Below are 14671 nucleotides of genomic sequence, written 5' to 3' on the forward strand. Positions count from 1 at the left end.
CTCCGGCCGTCGTCCGAAGGGGTATGCCCTGGAGTTGATCAATCAACCCCGCGGTTGTTCTAGCTCCCCTGCCGATCGAGCGCCAGATTGAGTTCGAGCACGTTTACCATCCGGCTCGTTGCCAGGAAACCTCCCGATGCGAAGGCATGGTCCCTGATCAGGGTTTCCACCTGGACCTGTGAGAGCCCCCGGGCCTCCGCAACGCGCGGCGTCTGATAGAGTGCCGCGTGTTCCGAGATGTGCGGGTCGAGCCCCGCGCCCGAGGCCGTCGCCAGTTCCGGCGGCAGCGGATTTTCCGCCGTGGCGCCGTAACGGGCGATGATTTCCTGTGCGCGGGCAGTCAGGTCGGGGCTCGTCGGCGATTTGTTGCTGCCGCCAGCGCCGGCCGCGTCGTAGTCGACGGCCGACGGCCGCGGCCAGAAATATTTCGGCTGAGTGAAAGCCTGGGCGATCTGCCGGCTGCCGACCACCGTGCCGTCGGGGGCGGTGATCAGCGAGCCTTCCGCCGTTTCCGGCGTGATCGCCTGGCCCACCGCCCAGACGGCGGTGGCATATCCGGCGACGCAGATCGCCATGGTGGCGACGGTTATGCGGATGCTGGCAAGTAGGGCTTCCATGGTCATGGTCTCCGGATTATCCGTTCATATAGATGAAATGTTCAGCGATCGGGCCGAGTGTCGCCGCCGGGAAGAAGGTCAGGGCGCCGACGACGAGGATCGTCGCGATCAGCATGCCGGCGAAGGTGCCGTCTTCGACGCTGAGCGTGCCGCTCGATTCAGCGCTCCGCCGTTTCGCGGAAAGCGAGCCGACGATCGCCAGCGGCAGGATGATTGGGATGAACCGACCGAGCAGCATCACGAGACCGGTCGCGATGTTCCAGGGTGTGGTGTCGTCGCCCAGCCCCTCGAAGCCCGAGCCGTTGTTGGCCGAGGCCGAGGTAAACTCGTAGAGCATCTCGCTGAAGCCATGCGGGCCGATATTGTTCAACGTGTTCTGGCCCCACGGGGTGGCAGCGAAAACAGCGGTTCCCACAAGGATGAAGAAACCGTGGGCGAGAAGCGCCAGCATGGCGAATTTCACCTCGCGCGCCTCGACCCGCCAGCCCAGATATTCCGGCGTGCGGCCGATCATCATGCAGGCGATGAAGACGCCGACGATCATGTAGAGGAACATGTTGATCATGCCGACGCCGACGCCGCCAAAGGTCGCGTTGAGCCACATGCCGATCATCGGCATCAAGCCGGTGAGCGGGTTGAGGCTGTCATGCATCGCGCCGACGGAGCCGTTGCTGGTCGATGTCGTCAGCACGGACCAGAGTGGTCCTCCGGTCGCGCCGAAGCGCATCTCCTTGCCTTCGAGATTGCCGACATTCTGCTCGATCGGAAGGCCGGCGAAGGCCTCCGTCGGGGCGGTCTCGAAATATCCGGCGCCGGTGATCTTGACGAGAAGCAATGCAAGCATGACGCCGAAGACCACCGTGGCATGCCGGATGCGGCCGACGATACGGCCGAACATCCAAACGCACGCCATCGGGATGATGATGATGGCGAACATTTCGAGCGCATTGGTCCAGAAACCGGTGTTTTCGAGCGGATGCGTGCTGTTGGGACCGAAGAAGCCGCCACCATTGGTGCCAAGCTGCTTGATCGCCACGAATGCCGCCACGGGGCCGCGGGCGATGGTCTGCTGGACGCCTTCGAGCGTCGTGGCGACGGCCGCGCCGTTGAACGTCATCGGCAACCCGCCGATGACGAGCAGGCTTGCAACGATCAGGGCGATCGGCAGGAGCACCAGGAAGGATGCGCGCTGCACGTCCACGAAGAAGTTGCCGGACGCCCGGCCGGCGAGCCCGCGGGCAAGCGCGGCCAGCGCCGCGATGCCGGTGGCGGCCGACACGAACTGGAGCCACATCAGCGCCGCAAGCTGCGACAGATAGGAGAGGGAGACCTCGCCGGAATAGTGCTGAAGGTTCGTATTCGTGGTGAAGGAGGCCGTGGTGTTGAAGATCAGGCTGCCTTCGAGCGCTTCCTTCCCGTCGGGATTGAGCGGGAGATATTGCTGCAGCGCCAGGATCGCGAAACACAAGACGAACATGACGACGTTGAAGGCTAGCAGCGATATCATATACTGCTTCCAGTCCTGCGACGCACGTGTGATCGAGCCGCCGATCGACTGGAAGAGGTTGGTAAAGGCGTTCGCGTTGCCTCGTCCGCTGGTGCCTGGGTCCATCGCCCAGGCCATGTAGCGGCCGGCCGGCCACGAGATGAGCGCTGTGCCGCCGACGACGAGCGCGATGAATGTTATTGCTTGTAGCATGGGAATTACTCCGGAATGAGTGGGCTCAGGCCCGGTCGACGGCCGAAATCATGACAAAGAGCAGCCCGAATACCGCCAATCCCAGAAGCAGATAGAGAAGTGTCATTGTCTTGATCCTTCGATCAGGCGAGATGGAGGGCCGTGACGATCATGTCGATGATCTTGATGCCGGCGAACGGCACGATCAGCCCGCCGAGGCCGTAGATCAGCAGGTTGCGTCTGAGCAGCGGACCTGCGCCGATCGGACGGTAGGCCACCCCTTTCAACGCCAGGGGAATGAGGAAGATGATGATGAGCGCGTTGAAGATGATCGCCGACAGGATTGCGCTCTGAGGCGTTGACAGCCCCATGATGTTGAGCGCGCTCAACGGCGGATAGAGCGTGACGAACATCGCCGGGATAATGGCGAAATATTTGGCGACGTCGTTGGCGATGGAGAAGGTCGTCAGCGAACCGCGCGTCATCAGGAGCTGCTTGCCGATCTCGACGATCTCGATGAGCTTGGTCGGATCGGAATCGAGGTCGATCATGTTGCCCGCTTCGCGCGCGGCGACGGTGCCGGTGTTCATCGCCACGCCGACATCGGACTGGGCGAGCGCCGGCGCGTCATTGGTGCCGTCGCCGCACATGGCGACCAGCTTGCCCCGCGCCTGCTCGTCGCGGATCAGCCTGAGCTTGTCCTCCGGCGTTGCCTGGGCGAGGAAATCATCGACGCCGGCCTCGGCCGCGATCGCGGCGGCGGTCATCGGATTGTCGCCGGTGATCATAACGGTGCGGATGCCCATGCGGCGCAGTTCGGCGAAGCGCTCGCGGATGCCGCCCTTGACGATATCCTTCAGGTGGATGACGCCGAGCAGGCGGTCGTCACGCACCACGGCAAGCGGCGTGCCGCCGGCCTTGGCGATATCGTCGGCGATCGACTGGATCTCGCGCGCCGTGCCGTTTCTGGCGCGGGCGTTACCCGTCTTGGGCGCGGCCCGGTCGATATATCTGAGCACGGCGTCCACCGCGCCCTTGCGGATGGAGGAGCCGTCGAAATCGACGCCGCTCATGCGGCTCTGAGCGGTGAAGGGCACGAAGGTGGCATGGAGGCTCGCCATATCCCGGCCGCGGATGCCGTATTTCTCCTTGGCAAGCACGACGATGGAGCGGCCTTCCGGCGTCTCGTCGGCAAGCGAGGCAAGCTGCGCGGCATCCGCCAGCTCCTGCTCGCTCACCCCGGAGACGGGGCGGAATTCGGTCGCCTGGCGGTTGCCGAGCGTGATCGTGCCCGTCTTGTCGAGGAGCAGCGTGTCGACGTCGCCGGCGGCCTCCACGGCGCGTCCCGACATGGCAAGCACGTTGAAGCGCACGAGGCGATCCATGCCGGCGATGCCGATGGCCGAGAGGAGCGCGCCGATCGTGGTCGGGATCAGCGTCACGAACAGCGCTACCAGGACGATGACGGGAATGGCGCCGCCCGCGTAGGCCGCGAAGCTTGGGATCGTCGCCACCGCCATGACGAAGATCAGCGTCATCGCCGCGAGCAGGATGTTGAGTGCGATTTCATTGGGTGTCTTCTTGCGTTCGGCGCCCTCGACGAGCGAAATCATCCGATCGAGGAAGGTGGAGCCGGCCGCGGCGGTGATGCGCACGCGGATCCAGTCCGAAAGCACCTGCGTACCGCCGGTTACGGCGGAACGGTCGCCGCCGGATTCGCGGATGACGGGCGCGGATTCGCCGGTGATCGCCGCCTCGTTGACCGATGCGACGCCTTCGATGATTTCTCCGTCCGATGGAATGATGTCGCCGGCCTCCACGAGGACCACGTCGCCGACCTTGAGGCTCGTGCCGGGCACCAGCCTGTACTCGGAACGGTCATCGCCGGAGAGCAGCTTTGCTTGCGTCGCGCTGCGCGAGCGGCGAAGCGAATCCGCCTGCGCCTTACCCCGTCCTTCCGCCACCGCTTCGGCGAAATTTGCGAAGAGGACGGTGAACCACAGCCAGAGGATGATCTGGAAGGAGAAGCCGAGATCGGCGGCGCCCGTTATCAGGTCCTTCACGAACAGCACTGTCGTCAGCGCTGATACGACGGCGACGACGAACATCACTGGATTCCCGGCAAGGCTGCGCGGATCGAGCTTCTTGAAAGCCGCGCCTATGGCGGGGATGAGGATGCGAGTGTCCATGATACTCGCGGTTTTGGACTGGCTCATTGATAGACTCCAGTTGTGATGAGCGAAGGCGCCGCAATGCGGATGCGGGCGATCAGTTCGCCGTGAACAGGGGTGCGAACGTGGAGGCGAGGGCGACGACGATCAGCAGCGCCAGCGTCAGGACGATAATGATGTGCGAGGCGCGGAGCAGCGTCTGGGCTTTGCGGGGATCATCGGGCACGGCTTTCAGGCCCGGCATGGTTCAGAACCGTTCGGGATAAAGCAGCACATAAGTCAGATATGCGGCGACGAAGACGGTAACGGCACCGCCTAGAACATATTCGATAAGCATTCCACGGTCTCCATACCGCACGACGAAGCCGCGCACGGCAAATTGCGTTCCCGCGGAATATGGACCTGGCTGGCATAAAGGTTCGAGAGAGGCCGAAGGGCAAAGATATAAAATTTTATAAATGAAATCGGGTTGCGGCAGATGCCGCTTCATCCCCCTCTGGCCATGACCAGAGGGGGACAGCGTGATTATTCAGCGCGGCATATCGAAGAGCAGGGCTTTGCCGTCCGTCAGCCATTCGATTTCTGGAACGGCCGTATCGGCGATCTGCAGCCCGTCTCCGGTCCTCAAGCTCTCGTCGCCGATTTTTGCCAGTCCCTCGACGATCTGGACAAAGACGAGCCGGCCGGCAGCGACGGGGATGCTGCTCCGATCGCCATCTTTTGGATGGGCGATCGATATCCGGCTGTCGGAGAGAAGCGAAAGGAGCGCATCGCCGGGTTGACCGCTGGTGATCAGCGTCCAATCGCGCGCCTCTTCAGCCTCGGGCAGGCGGATATGCTGATAGTCCGGCGCTTGGTTCAGAACATCCGGAATGAGCCATATCTGCAGGAAATGTGCCGTTTCGGTCTCGGATGCATTCATTTCCGAGTGACGAAGGCCCGTTCCGGCCGACATCAGCTGCATTTCGCCTGGCGCTATGGTGGAGACATTGCCCATCGTGTCTCGGTGCTCCAGTTTTCCCTGAAGAACCATGGTGAGGATATCCATATTATCGTGCCCATGCTCGGAAAAACCCGAACCGGGTGCGACCCAGTCTTCATTGATTACGCGAAGCGGGCCGAAGCCCATCCGCGTGGGGTCCTGAAAGCCGCCGAAGGAGAAGGTATGATAGCTGTCGAGCCATCCCTTCTTCGTCCGGCCGCGGCTCATATTTTCATGGATGAGGATCATGAAAGCCTCCGATTACGATCCGGTGTGCGCATCGCGGATCGCGTAATTGTGGTGAAAGGTTCTGCGGATGTGGTCTAGCGTGTGAGAAAGGTCTGCAGATCCTGAAGTTCATTCTGGCGTATCTCATGTCCGCCGGAATGCGGGCTGAGCTCGACATCGGCGCCCTGCTGCCTGAAATAGGCGGCCAATTCCTGTGTCAGTGGCAGCGGGCAGATCGGATCGCGCTCGCCGGCGGTGATCAGGATAGGCTTGCCTTTCAGCCCGGCTTGGGGCACGGGTGTCCACGGGATGAGCGGATGCATCAGCACGGCCTGGTCGAACAGCTCGGGATGCTTGAAGAGGACAGCGGCCAGGATGTTGGCGCCGTTCGAATAGCCCAGGCCATAGATCAGCCGTTCCGGATGCTTGGCTTTATGGGCGGCAATGAACCCGGCCATCTTTTCGGTGCGCAACGCAAGATCGTCCATGTCATAGACGCCTTCGCCCTTGCGGCGGAAGAAGCGTAGCGCTCCGAATTCCGAAACGTCGCCTCTCGGCGAGACGATACCGGCATCCGGGATGATCTGCTCGACCAGTTTGGTGAACTGGAACTCATTGCCACCCGTGCCATGAAAGGTGAATACCAGCGGCGCTTCCGCGGCCGGAGGTTTCCTTAAAGCTTCATAAGAAGTGATCGTCATTTTCTTCAACTCCAGCGAACGGGACCGGCAGGTTCCGCCGCTTGTTTATTTCCGTGAAATGCCGTCAGTCCTTGATCGGTTCGAGTATTTGCTCGATTTTTTCCCTGAAGGGCTCGTAGCGTGTGGGCAGTTTCAGGGCTTCGCCGAGATGGGCGGTATCCTCGTCACGGTCGAAGCCGGGTTCGTTGGTGGCGATTTCGAACAGCACGCCGCCGGGCGTGCGGAAATAGATCGCCCAGAAATAGTCGCGGTCGATCACAGGGGTAACCTGATAGCCGGTGTCGAGCAGCGCCTTTCTCGCCTCGAGCTGCGCCGCACGGTTCTCTACGGCGAAGGCGATATGGTGGACGGAGCCGGCCCCCTGGCGGGCATAATCGGCCCCGGACAGGGTTTGGATGTCGATGAAATCGGCGCCGTTGCCGCCCGGAATAGCAAAGCGAGACCAGTTGCCCTTGCTCTCCACCTCTTCATAGCCCATGAAGCGCAGGAGTTCGCGGGTGGCGCCGGCGTCTTTCAGGCGCATGCTGGCGCCGTGAAAGCCCCTGATCGCCTCGGCAGTGCCGATCTCGTCATGCAGCCAACCCTCGCGGCGATCGTCATCGACCTCCACCAGCGAGAAACCGTCCTTGTCCGGTCCACTGAACCGCAGTCGCTTTTCGCCGAAGACTTCCGCTTCCTGCAGTCCTTTCACGCCAAGCCCATCCAACCGACCTTTCCAGTAGGCGAGCGATCCCTTCGGAACCGCGAAATAGGTCTCCCCGACTTCGCCCGTGCCGGGACGACCGGCAGCGATATGCGGGAAGGGGAAATAGGTCATCACCGTACCGGGCGTACCAACTTGGTCGCCGTAATAGAGGTGATAGACCTCCGGCGCATCGAAATTGACCGTCTTCTTGATGCGCCTGAGTCCCAGCGTCTTGGTGAAGAAATCGCTGTTCTCCTGGGCGTCGGCCGCGAGAGAGGTGACGTGATGCAGGCCCTTGATCTGTGTCAGCATGGAAGTGCTCCTTAAGTCCGGCGATCCTTACGCCGTTGTTCCGACACAAGATGGGGGATCATGGCCGCGGAGAGAATAGAAATAATGTTAGGAATACTATTCCAAATTATGCAATAATCACGAGATGAACGATCTGAACGACATCCGGGTGTTCCTGGCGGTCGCCAAGCAGCGCAGCTTCGTCGCCGCGGCGCGGCAACTGTCGATGACGGCGCCGACGGTGACCCGCGCGGTCGGCGCGCTCGAAGAAAGGCTTGGCGTACAACTCCTCCTGCGAACGACACGGCAAGTTTCACTGACATCAGCCGGCGCGGTCTATGCCGCGCGTGTCGAGCCGCTGCTGGACGCATTCGACGCGGCGGCGGAAGAAGTCAGGGCCGAGGAGGGTGGAGCCGCTGGGCCGATCAGGCTCAACGCGCCGCTTTCCTTCGGCCAGCGGATATTGCCGGATGTGGTGTCCGGCTTCCGCGCCGAGCATCCCGGCATTTCGGTATCGGCGACCTTGACCGACCGGCTCATCGATATCGTCGGTGACAGTTTCGATCTTGCCGTGCGTATTTCCGGGCCGCCGCAGGACAAATCGACCATCTGGCGGAAGATCTGCCGCGTGCGTCGGATACTGGTCGCCTCTCCAGGATACCTTGCGACGAACGGTACGCCGGAAACGCCCGATGATCTCGACGAGGCGGCCTGCCTTGCCTATGACGAGGAGGCGCTTGCCGAAAACTGGGAACTTTCCCATGCCGGCAGGACGCGGAAGGTGAGGGCGGGCAAAATATTCGCCGGCAACAATGGCGATCTGATCGCGCGGCTTGCGGAAAACAGCGAAGGCGTGGCGCTGCTGCCGTTCTTCATTGTTGAGGAGGCACTTGCCGCCGGTCATCTCGTGCAGGTCCTTGCCGACTGGCAGCCGCCCGAGCTCTGGCTGACGCTTTATTACCCGCCCTATGAGAAACTTCCCATGCGAGTCGCGAAATTCTCGGATTTCTTCGAGAGTTATGTGACGAAAATCCGGCCGCTGTGAATGTGGCGGCCCATGATATCGCGATACCATGCCGAGACCGCAGGAATCGCCGTTTCCAGCAAGGACAGCCGCGGACTAGCGGTCATCCGTGTCAGCCCGAGGCGATCTTAAGTAGATAAGCGTCGTGCCGGAAAAGGAAATCGTGCAGCCGCTCGCCATAGTCGGGCAACACCGCGTTTTTCACACTGAGGCGCGCCGCAAGAAAATTCCGCCAGGTGCGCACTCCAGGGGTGTCAGCGAAGACGCGGGTGTCGGCAACGGCGTCGAAGACATCGAAATAACGGAAAATTGGACCAAATACCGCATCGACAAGGCTGAAGCGCTCACCGTCAAAATACGGCCCGCCGCTCAACTCGTTCTCGAAGCGCACGAACTTCTCTTTCAGCGCCTGTCGCTTGACCTCGAATATTTCCGCGTCCTTGGCCGTCTCGAATCCCCAGAGGTCGATCAGGATCGACGACCCGAATTCGATCCAACTGCGATGCCGAGCGCGTTCGAGCGGGTCGGCCGGATGAAGGCGCAGGCCAGGCTGTGTCTCCTCCAGATATTCGCAAATGACCGAACTTTCGAAGAGCACAGCTTCGCTATCCGCCTCCCTGACGATCAGAAGTGGCACTTTGCCGAGCGGCGAGACTGCACGGAACCAGTCGGGCTTATGCGCGAGATCGACATATTCTCGCTCGAAGGCCACGCCCTTCTCAGCCAGTACGATCGCCGCGCGCTGCACATAAGGGCAGAGATGGTGGCTGACCAGCGTCAGCGCCGGCTTTTTGGCAATCTTGTTCGTCATGCGTCGTCCTTCTCAAAATCAAGTTGAATACCGGCCTCGCTTGCAACGATATGTGGCGCCAGCGAGCAGGTTCCGGTGGCGTGATAGAGTTTCATCCTTCGTTCCTTCAAAAAGCGATTCAGCTGGAAAATGAGGTCATGCCGCGTTACGGGATGCGCCGAAAAGAGGAGTTTCAAACGGGCGAGAGGGGCGCAGTGCATAGGCTCCATCCCCCAGCAAGGCTTGGGCAATGGAAAGCACTATCAAGTAGAACGGATATTCCCAGCCACCGCCCTCGGCGGTGAACACCCAGCCATTGCCGGCATGGACCCAGGTTGCGCCGATCAGGATCGGAATGAGAGCAAGAGCCGCCCAACGGGCCTGAATGCCCAGGACAAGCGATACACCGCCGATCGCTTCGGCCGCGAAGGTAACGTATGCGAGCCAGGCTGGTAGGCCGATAGACTCGAAATAGCCTGCCGTACCGTCAAGGCCGAAGGTGCACAGTTTCAAGACAACGGAATGAGCAAGGAACATTGCGCCCAAGCTCACCCGTAGCAGGGCAGTGCCGAGATTTCCAGCATTCAGCCCGTGGTGGCTTTCGGTCCGCATATGACATCTCCAATCAGCATGTTGCGGTCTTGAGTGCCCAAAGCACTCGGTCCGAGAGCGAAGATATGGGAGGCATCTTTGCAATGCTCGTTGCAATTTTGCTAATGGTGCTTGCATGACTGCATGCAAAAAGGATGATAATCATATCTGTATGGATGACTGGAACGAACTTCGGCTGGTTCTCGCCGTGCAACGGGCTGGCAGCCTGACAGCGGCCGCGCGGGATTTGGGGATTGATCACTCCACCGCGTTCCGGCGTTTGAAGACATTGGAGGCACGGCTTGGCGTGCGCCTGTTCGAACGATTGCCGGGCGGTGTGTATCAGGCTACGGGAACCGGCGAGCGCATGGCGGCAGGCGCCGAGCGGATGGAAGACGAAGCGCTGGCGCTCGATCGGGACGTCACCGGCCGTGACCATCGCTTGAGTGGACGGCTGCGGGTCACCTCATCCGAAACGCTCGCCTACGCGCGGCTTACCTCTTATATCGCCGTATTCCGGCAAACCCATCCCGGTATTGTCGTAGAACTCCTCGTTGACAATCGCATCCTCAGCCTTTCGCGCCGGGAGGCCGACATTGCGCTGCGGTCGATCCGACCAAAGGAAGGCGATCTGTGGGGCCGCAAATTCGCCGATGTAGCCTGGGCGTTCTACGCCTCGACAGCCTATTTGGAAGCAACCGGCAGACCAATTGCAGGCCTTGGCTCGATCGACGGGCATGCACTCATCGGATGGGAGGAGGCCATCTCTGGTATCCAGGCCGCCGATTGGCTGGCGCAGGCTGCCCCGCGCGCCGCCTTCGTTTACCGCACGAACAGCATCGTCAACCAACTCGTGGCGGCACAGGGCGGCATCGGGCTTGCCCTGCTTCCCTGCTATCTTGGCGACAACGACAAAGGCGTCGTACGGGCGGCACAGGAACCGGTATCCGAAATTACCGGAGAGCTGTGGATCGTCACTCATGCCGATCTCAAGGGAACCGCACGCGTACGCGCCTTCTTCGATCTCGTCGGTGAAGGAATTGCTCGCGACCGCGATCTGTTCGAGGGCAGGCGCCCGAGCTCTGGCTGACGCTTTATTGTCCGCTTTATGAAAAGCTTCCCATGCGGATCGCGAAATTTTCCGGATTTATTGAGGCCTGTATGACGACCACCCGGCCGCTTTGAGCAAGACAGCGTGATATTGCCGTGATCCTCACTCGCTGGAACTGCGTAGACCGGCTGCGGTCAAGGCATCGCGTAATTGGGTGATGAAGACGCGGACCTTTTGCGGCACCAGCCTCGTCGTCGGATAGACGGCCCAGATATTGAGTGGTTCCGGAGCGGCGTCCTTCAACTCGATGCGCACCAGGCGTCCGGTTTTGAGGTCTTCGACAACGTTCCAGGCTGCGAGAAGGGAAATGCCTCCGCCGGCCAAGCAGGTCGCGTGGCAGCCCTGGATCGTACTGGAGGAAAAGCGCGCGCTGAGGCGGACCTGTATTTCCCTGCCTGACGAAACAAAAGTCCAGTGGGTGACGCCTGACAACGGCAGACAGATATGCTGGACAAGGTCGCCCGATGAAATGGGAGTTCCGTATCGCGCGATGTAGTCGGAGCTGGCGACGAGCACGCGTGGGTTATCCGCGAGTTTTTGGGCAATGAGGCCGCTGTCGCGCAGCCTGGCAATGCGGATCGCCAGATCGGTGCCCGTGGCGACCAGATCCGGCAGGCTGTCAGTCAGATCGAGCGCGATACGCATTTCGGGGTTTTGTTCCAGTATCTTCGGGATCATCGGAGCGATGAACTTGACCCCAAAAGCAACGGGTGCGGAGACACGTAGAAGTCCCACCGCGGTGCCCGTCTCGGAACGCAACCTGGTCACGGCCTCGCGCTTGTTTTCCAGAAGTGCCTCGGCATAGGGCAGGAATGTCTCGCCCTCGGGCGTAAGCGACAGCGAGCGTGTGGTGCGATGCAACAGCCTCACGCCCAGGGAAGTCTCGAGAGCGGAAAGCCGACGGCTGGCAATCATCGGCGTCAGTCCGAGACGCCGTGCGGCACCTGCCAGGCTGCCGGCACTGACGGCCGCGGCGAAAACCTCGATATCTTGCGTATTCATGTCCATTATATCGAAATCCGTTAAGCAGGTCGGACGGAAAAGGACACTAAAACGCAATTGATCAATAATCTAGATATCGGCTATCGATCTTCTTCCCAAGAGGCAAAAGCATGGAAACGCAGCAACAAAAGTCGCCATCCGACGGCGGAATTAGCAAGACGACCCTCTTCGCCATGGCCGCAGGAACCGGCATTGCAGTCGCCAACATCTATTATAACCAGCCGATGCTGGGACTGATCGAGACCGATTTCTCCAACCAGCCGGCCACAGCACTCATTCCGACCGCAACCCAGCTTGGCTATGCGCTGGGTCTATTCTTCCTGCTGCCGCTCGGCGATATCATTCACCGGCGCAAGCTCATCATCGGTCAGTTCATCGTGCTGGCCGCGGCCCTTGCCATCACTGCCATGGCGCCCTCTGCAGCGTGGCTTGTGGTCACCTCGTTGATTGTTGGGGCGGGCTCCACCGTTGCCCAGCAGATCATTCCGTTTGCCGCAACGCTGGCCGTCCCCGAAAAGCGCGGTGCGACCATCGGCACCGTTATGGCAGGTCTTCTCTCCGGCATTCTCCTGAGCCGGACGCTGTCGGGTTTTGTGGGCGCGCATGCCGGCTGGCGCGAGATGTTCTGGCTTGGGGTGCCACTCGCGCTTGTTGCCGCAATGCTGATGTTTGCGACCTTGCCCGACCACAGGGCCACTTCACGTATGCCATACCATCACGCTATCAGGTCGCTTGCCCATTTCTGGGTCCGGGAACCGGCACTTCGGGCCGCAACCATGGCACAGGCGGCGTTGTTCGGCTCCTTCTCGGCCTTCTGGACAATCCTCGCCCTCTATTTGCAAGGTCCACAATTCAACCTCGGAGCCGATGTTGCCGGCCTGTTCGGCGTCATCGGCGCAGTCGGAATACTCGCGGCGCCGCTTGCCGGCCGCGTTGCCGATCGCCGTGGCCCGCATTTCGTCGTCTGGCTTGGGGGAACACTCACGCTCATTGCCTGGCTTGTCTTCGGTGCCGGGGCTTCGCTCGTCGCGCTGATTGCCGGAGTGATCATACTGGATTTTGGCGTACAGAGCGCACTCGTCTCGAACCAGCATATCATCTATGCCCTCGATGCCGAGGCCCGCAGCCGGCTGAACACGATCTTCATGACCGGCATGTTTCTTGGCGGCTCAGCAGGATCGGCAATGGCCATCATTGCCTGGCGCTATGAGCATTGGTATGGCGTCTGCGTTCTCGGCGGAATGCTCGCGATTGCTGCGCTTGGGGTCAAGGCGCTTCACCACCGGCTGCATGCGCCGGATGATGTCACCGGGGAGGTGAGGTAAGCGCTTATACCTTCATAGTTCCGCTCCGAACAACTTGCGTGAGGAGTTTGTCTGAGGCTCCCCATGATAGGGAGCGCCAACGAAAGAAGGACGGCGCGTTAGCCGTTCAGACAGGCTTCCCCGATTGCTCTTCTTCGAATGTCACCGCTACCGCGGCGTTTGCCGACAAGCGGACCTTCCGCCCCTCGACATCGGCCACCAGCCCAAGATCGACATAATGGTGGTGCCCCTGTGACGGCCTTCGCCGCTGTCGGCTTTGATGAGTTTTATCCGGCCATTCTCGACGCGGTCTACAGTTCCGACATGAACGCCGTCTGCTCCGATCACTTCCATATGTTCCTTGATCCGGCCATCGCTCATGTCGCTTCTCCTTGGTTGTTGCTGGCGTTATTCCGGTCACCGAGTGACGCGCACGCCGGGTTCGCCTTCCTCAACGGTACCGATGATCCTGGCTTCGGAACACCCGGCAGCGATGATCGTTCCCAGCAAATCCTCCGCCCGACCGGTGTCGCATGAGACGAGCAGGCCACCGGATGTCTGGGGATCCGTCAGGATATGCTGTCGCCATGCCGGAAGATCGTCGGGCAGGGTGACATCGGCGCCGTAGCTCGCCCAGTTGCGATGGGAGGCGCCGGTCACCAAGCCCTCGCGAGCCAGTTCGGCGGCTCGGGAAAAGAGAGCCATGTCGTCGGCGCGCAGCGATATTCGCATGTTCGATCCGCGCGCCATTTCCAGCGCATGGCCGAGGATGCCGAAGCCGGTGACGTCGGTGATCGCATGTACATTCGTATCCTGCGCCAGCTCAACACCGATGCTGTTGAGCCGGGTCGTGGACGCGATGAATTCGGCATAGCCATCCGCCGGCAACATGTCTTTCTTGATGGCGGCTGAATAGATCCCGACGCCAAGCGCCTTTGTCAGGATCAACGCATCACCGGCCTTGGCCCCGCTGTTGCGTCGGAGATTTGCGGGAGGGCAGGTCCCGATCACCGCAAGGCCGTAGATCGGCTCGGGGGAATCGATCGAATGGCCGCCGGCAACGGGAATGCCGGCCTGCGTGCAAACAGCGCTTCCGCCTTTCAATATCTCTCGCACCATATTGGTTGGAATCTTGTCGATCGGCATGCCGAGGATGGCGAGCGCCATGATTGGCTTGCCACCCATGGCATAGACATCGGAGATCGCATTGGTCGCCGCGATCCGGCCAAAATCGAAGGGATCGTCGACCATCGGCATGAAGAAATCGGTCGTCGCGATGACGCAGGTTTGGTCGTCGAGCTGCCAGACGGCTGCATCATCGCCGGTTTCCGTGCCCACCAGCAGCCGGGCAAACGGTCCGGCGGCCGGCTGGTCCAGGAGCAATTGTTGCAGGACCGAAGGCGCCAGCTTACAGCCACAGCCGCCGCCATGGGCCAGCGCTGTCAGACGGACGGAGGAGGGGGCGATTGGACTATCCATCATGGTTCCTCAAGTTT

Annotated in this window: 16 protein-coding genes and 1 pseudogene; 3 read left to right on the forward strand and 14 right to left on the reverse strand. The window is 61.0% G+C overall.

The features are described 5' to 3' along the window. Window positions 1-59: 59 nt before the first annotated feature. The 8 genes from ATN84_RS18905 to ATN84_RS18935 all read right to left on the reverse strand — a co-directional run bounded on the left by ATN84_RS18905 (window position 60) and on the right by ATN84_RS18935 (window position 7374). Window positions 60-623 (reverse strand): potassium-transporting ATPase subunit C, encoded by a 564-nt coding sequence (locus ATN84_RS18905; protein ID WP_244491135.1) that lies wholly within the window; start codon window positions 621-623, stop codon window positions 60-62. Window positions 624-633: 10 nt separating this feature from the next. Continuing rightward, window positions 634-2316, reverse strand: a complete 1683-nt coding sequence (kdpA, locus tag ATN84_RS18910; RefSeq protein WP_201026408.1) for a potassium-transporting ATPase subunit KdpA — start codon at window positions 2314-2316, stop codon at window positions 634-636. A 122-nt stretch (window positions 2317-2438) separates the two neighbouring features. Beyond that, a complete protein-coding gene (gene kdpB / locus ATN84_RS18915; RefSeq protein ID WP_068883630.1) occupies window positions 2439-4511 on the reverse strand; it encodes a potassium-transporting ATPase subunit KdpB in 2073 nt (690 codons plus the stop codon). A gap of 52 nt (window positions 4512-4563) precedes the next feature. Next, a complete protein-coding gene (locus ATN84_RS27340; protein ID WP_161939597.1) occupies window positions 4564-4710 on the reverse strand; it encodes a hypothetical protein in 147 nt (48 codons plus the stop codon). Window positions 4711-4713: 3 nt separating this feature from the next. After that, window positions 4714-4803: a K(+)-transporting ATPase subunit F gene (kdpF, locus tag ATN84_RS27005; protein ID WP_068883632.1), complete on the reverse strand. Its 90-nt coding sequence runs from the start codon at window positions 4801-4803 to the stop codon at window positions 4714-4716. A gap of 192 nt (window positions 4804-4995) precedes the next feature. After that, window positions 4996-5697, reverse strand: coding sequence for a pirin family protein (locus ATN84_RS18925; RefSeq protein WP_068883634.1), 702 nt, complete (start codon window positions 5695-5697; stop codon window positions 4996-4998). Window positions 5698-5771: 74 nt separating this feature from the next. Next, window positions 5772-6377, reverse strand: coding sequence for an alpha/beta hydrolase (locus ATN84_RS18930; RefSeq protein ID WP_068883636.1), 606 nt, complete (start codon window positions 6375-6377; stop codon window positions 5772-5774). Between the two features lie 64 nt (window positions 6378-6441). Then, on the reverse strand, window positions 6442-7374 hold the full coding sequence (locus ATN84_RS18935; protein WP_068883638.1) for a VOC family protein: 933 nt from the start codon (window positions 7372-7374) through the stop codon (window positions 6442-6444). A gap of 124 nt (window positions 7375-7498) precedes the next feature. Here ATN84_RS18935 and ATN84_RS18940 point away from each other — a divergent pair, with 124 nt between their 5' ends. Continuing rightward, entirely contained in the window at window positions 7499-8398 is a 900-nt protein-coding gene (locus ATN84_RS18940) for a LysR family transcriptional regulator (protein WP_068883640.1), read from the forward strand. Between the two features lie 91 nt (window positions 8399-8489). Here ATN84_RS18940 and ATN84_RS18945 read toward each other — a convergent pair whose 3' ends face one another. Genes ATN84_RS18945 through ATN84_RS18950 form a run of 3 tightly spaced genes read right to left on the reverse strand, consistent with a single transcriptional unit; the run spans window position 8490 to window position 9779 of the window. Further along, window positions 8490-9188: a glutathione S-transferase family protein gene (locus tag ATN84_RS18945; protein ID WP_153020306.1), complete on the reverse strand. Its 699-nt coding sequence runs from the start codon at window positions 9186-9188 to the stop codon at window positions 8490-8492. Beyond that, window positions 9185-9283, reverse strand: coding sequence for a thioredoxin domain-containing protein (locus ATN84_RS28225; RefSeq protein ID WP_483140691.1), 99 nt, complete (start codon window positions 9281-9283; stop codon window positions 9185-9187). The genes ATN84_RS18945 and ATN84_RS28225 overlap by 4 nt, the downstream gene beginning before the upstream one ends. Before the next feature lie 40 nt (window positions 9284-9323). Next, a complete protein-coding gene (locus ATN84_RS18950; protein WP_068883642.1) occupies window positions 9324-9779 on the reverse strand; it encodes a DoxX family protein in 456 nt (151 codons plus the stop codon). 151 nt (window positions 9780-9930) lie between these two features. Here ATN84_RS18950 and ATN84_RS18955 point away from each other — a divergent pair, with 151 nt between their 5' ends. Continuing rightward, window positions 9931-10848 carry a LysR family transcriptional regulator gene (locus tag ATN84_RS18955; protein WP_068883644.1) on the forward strand — a complete coding sequence of 306 codons (918 nt, stop codon included), beginning with the start codon at window positions 9931-9933 and terminating at the stop codon, window positions 10846-10848. A gap of 123 nt (window positions 10849-10971) precedes the next feature. Here the strand turns inward: ATN84_RS18955 and ATN84_RS18960 are convergent, their stop codons facing one another. Beyond that, window positions 10972-11871, reverse strand: coding sequence for a LysR family transcriptional regulator (locus ATN84_RS18960; RefSeq protein WP_068884338.1), 900 nt, complete (start codon window positions 11869-11871; stop codon window positions 10972-10974). Window positions 11872-11981: 110 nt separating this feature from the next. On the opposite strand from ATN84_RS18960, the gene ATN84_RS18965 reads away from it, so the two are divergent. Further along, window positions 11982-13196: an MFS transporter gene (locus tag ATN84_RS18965; RefSeq protein ID WP_068883646.1), complete on the forward strand. Its 1215-nt coding sequence runs from the start codon at window positions 11982-11984 to the stop codon at window positions 13194-13196. Window positions 13197-13302: 106 nt separating this feature from the next. Here ATN84_RS18965 and ATN84_RS18970 read toward each other — a convergent pair. Next, window positions 13303-13556: pseudogene (locus tag ATN84_RS18970) on the reverse strand (DUF2171 domain-containing protein). Between the two features lie 36 nt (window positions 13557-13592). Beyond that, window positions 13593-14654 (reverse strand): selenide, water dikinase SelD, encoded by a 1062-nt coding sequence (gene selD / locus ATN84_RS18975; protein ID WP_068884339.1) that lies wholly within the window; start codon window positions 14652-14654, stop codon window positions 13593-13595. Between the last annotated feature and the right edge of the window lie 17 nt (window positions 14655-14671).

This window comes from Paramesorhizobium deserti (assembly GCF_001558695.1).
Classification (GTDB): Bacteria; Pseudomonadota; Alphaproteobacteria; order Rhizobiales; family Rhizobiaceae; genus Paramesorhizobium; species Paramesorhizobium deserti.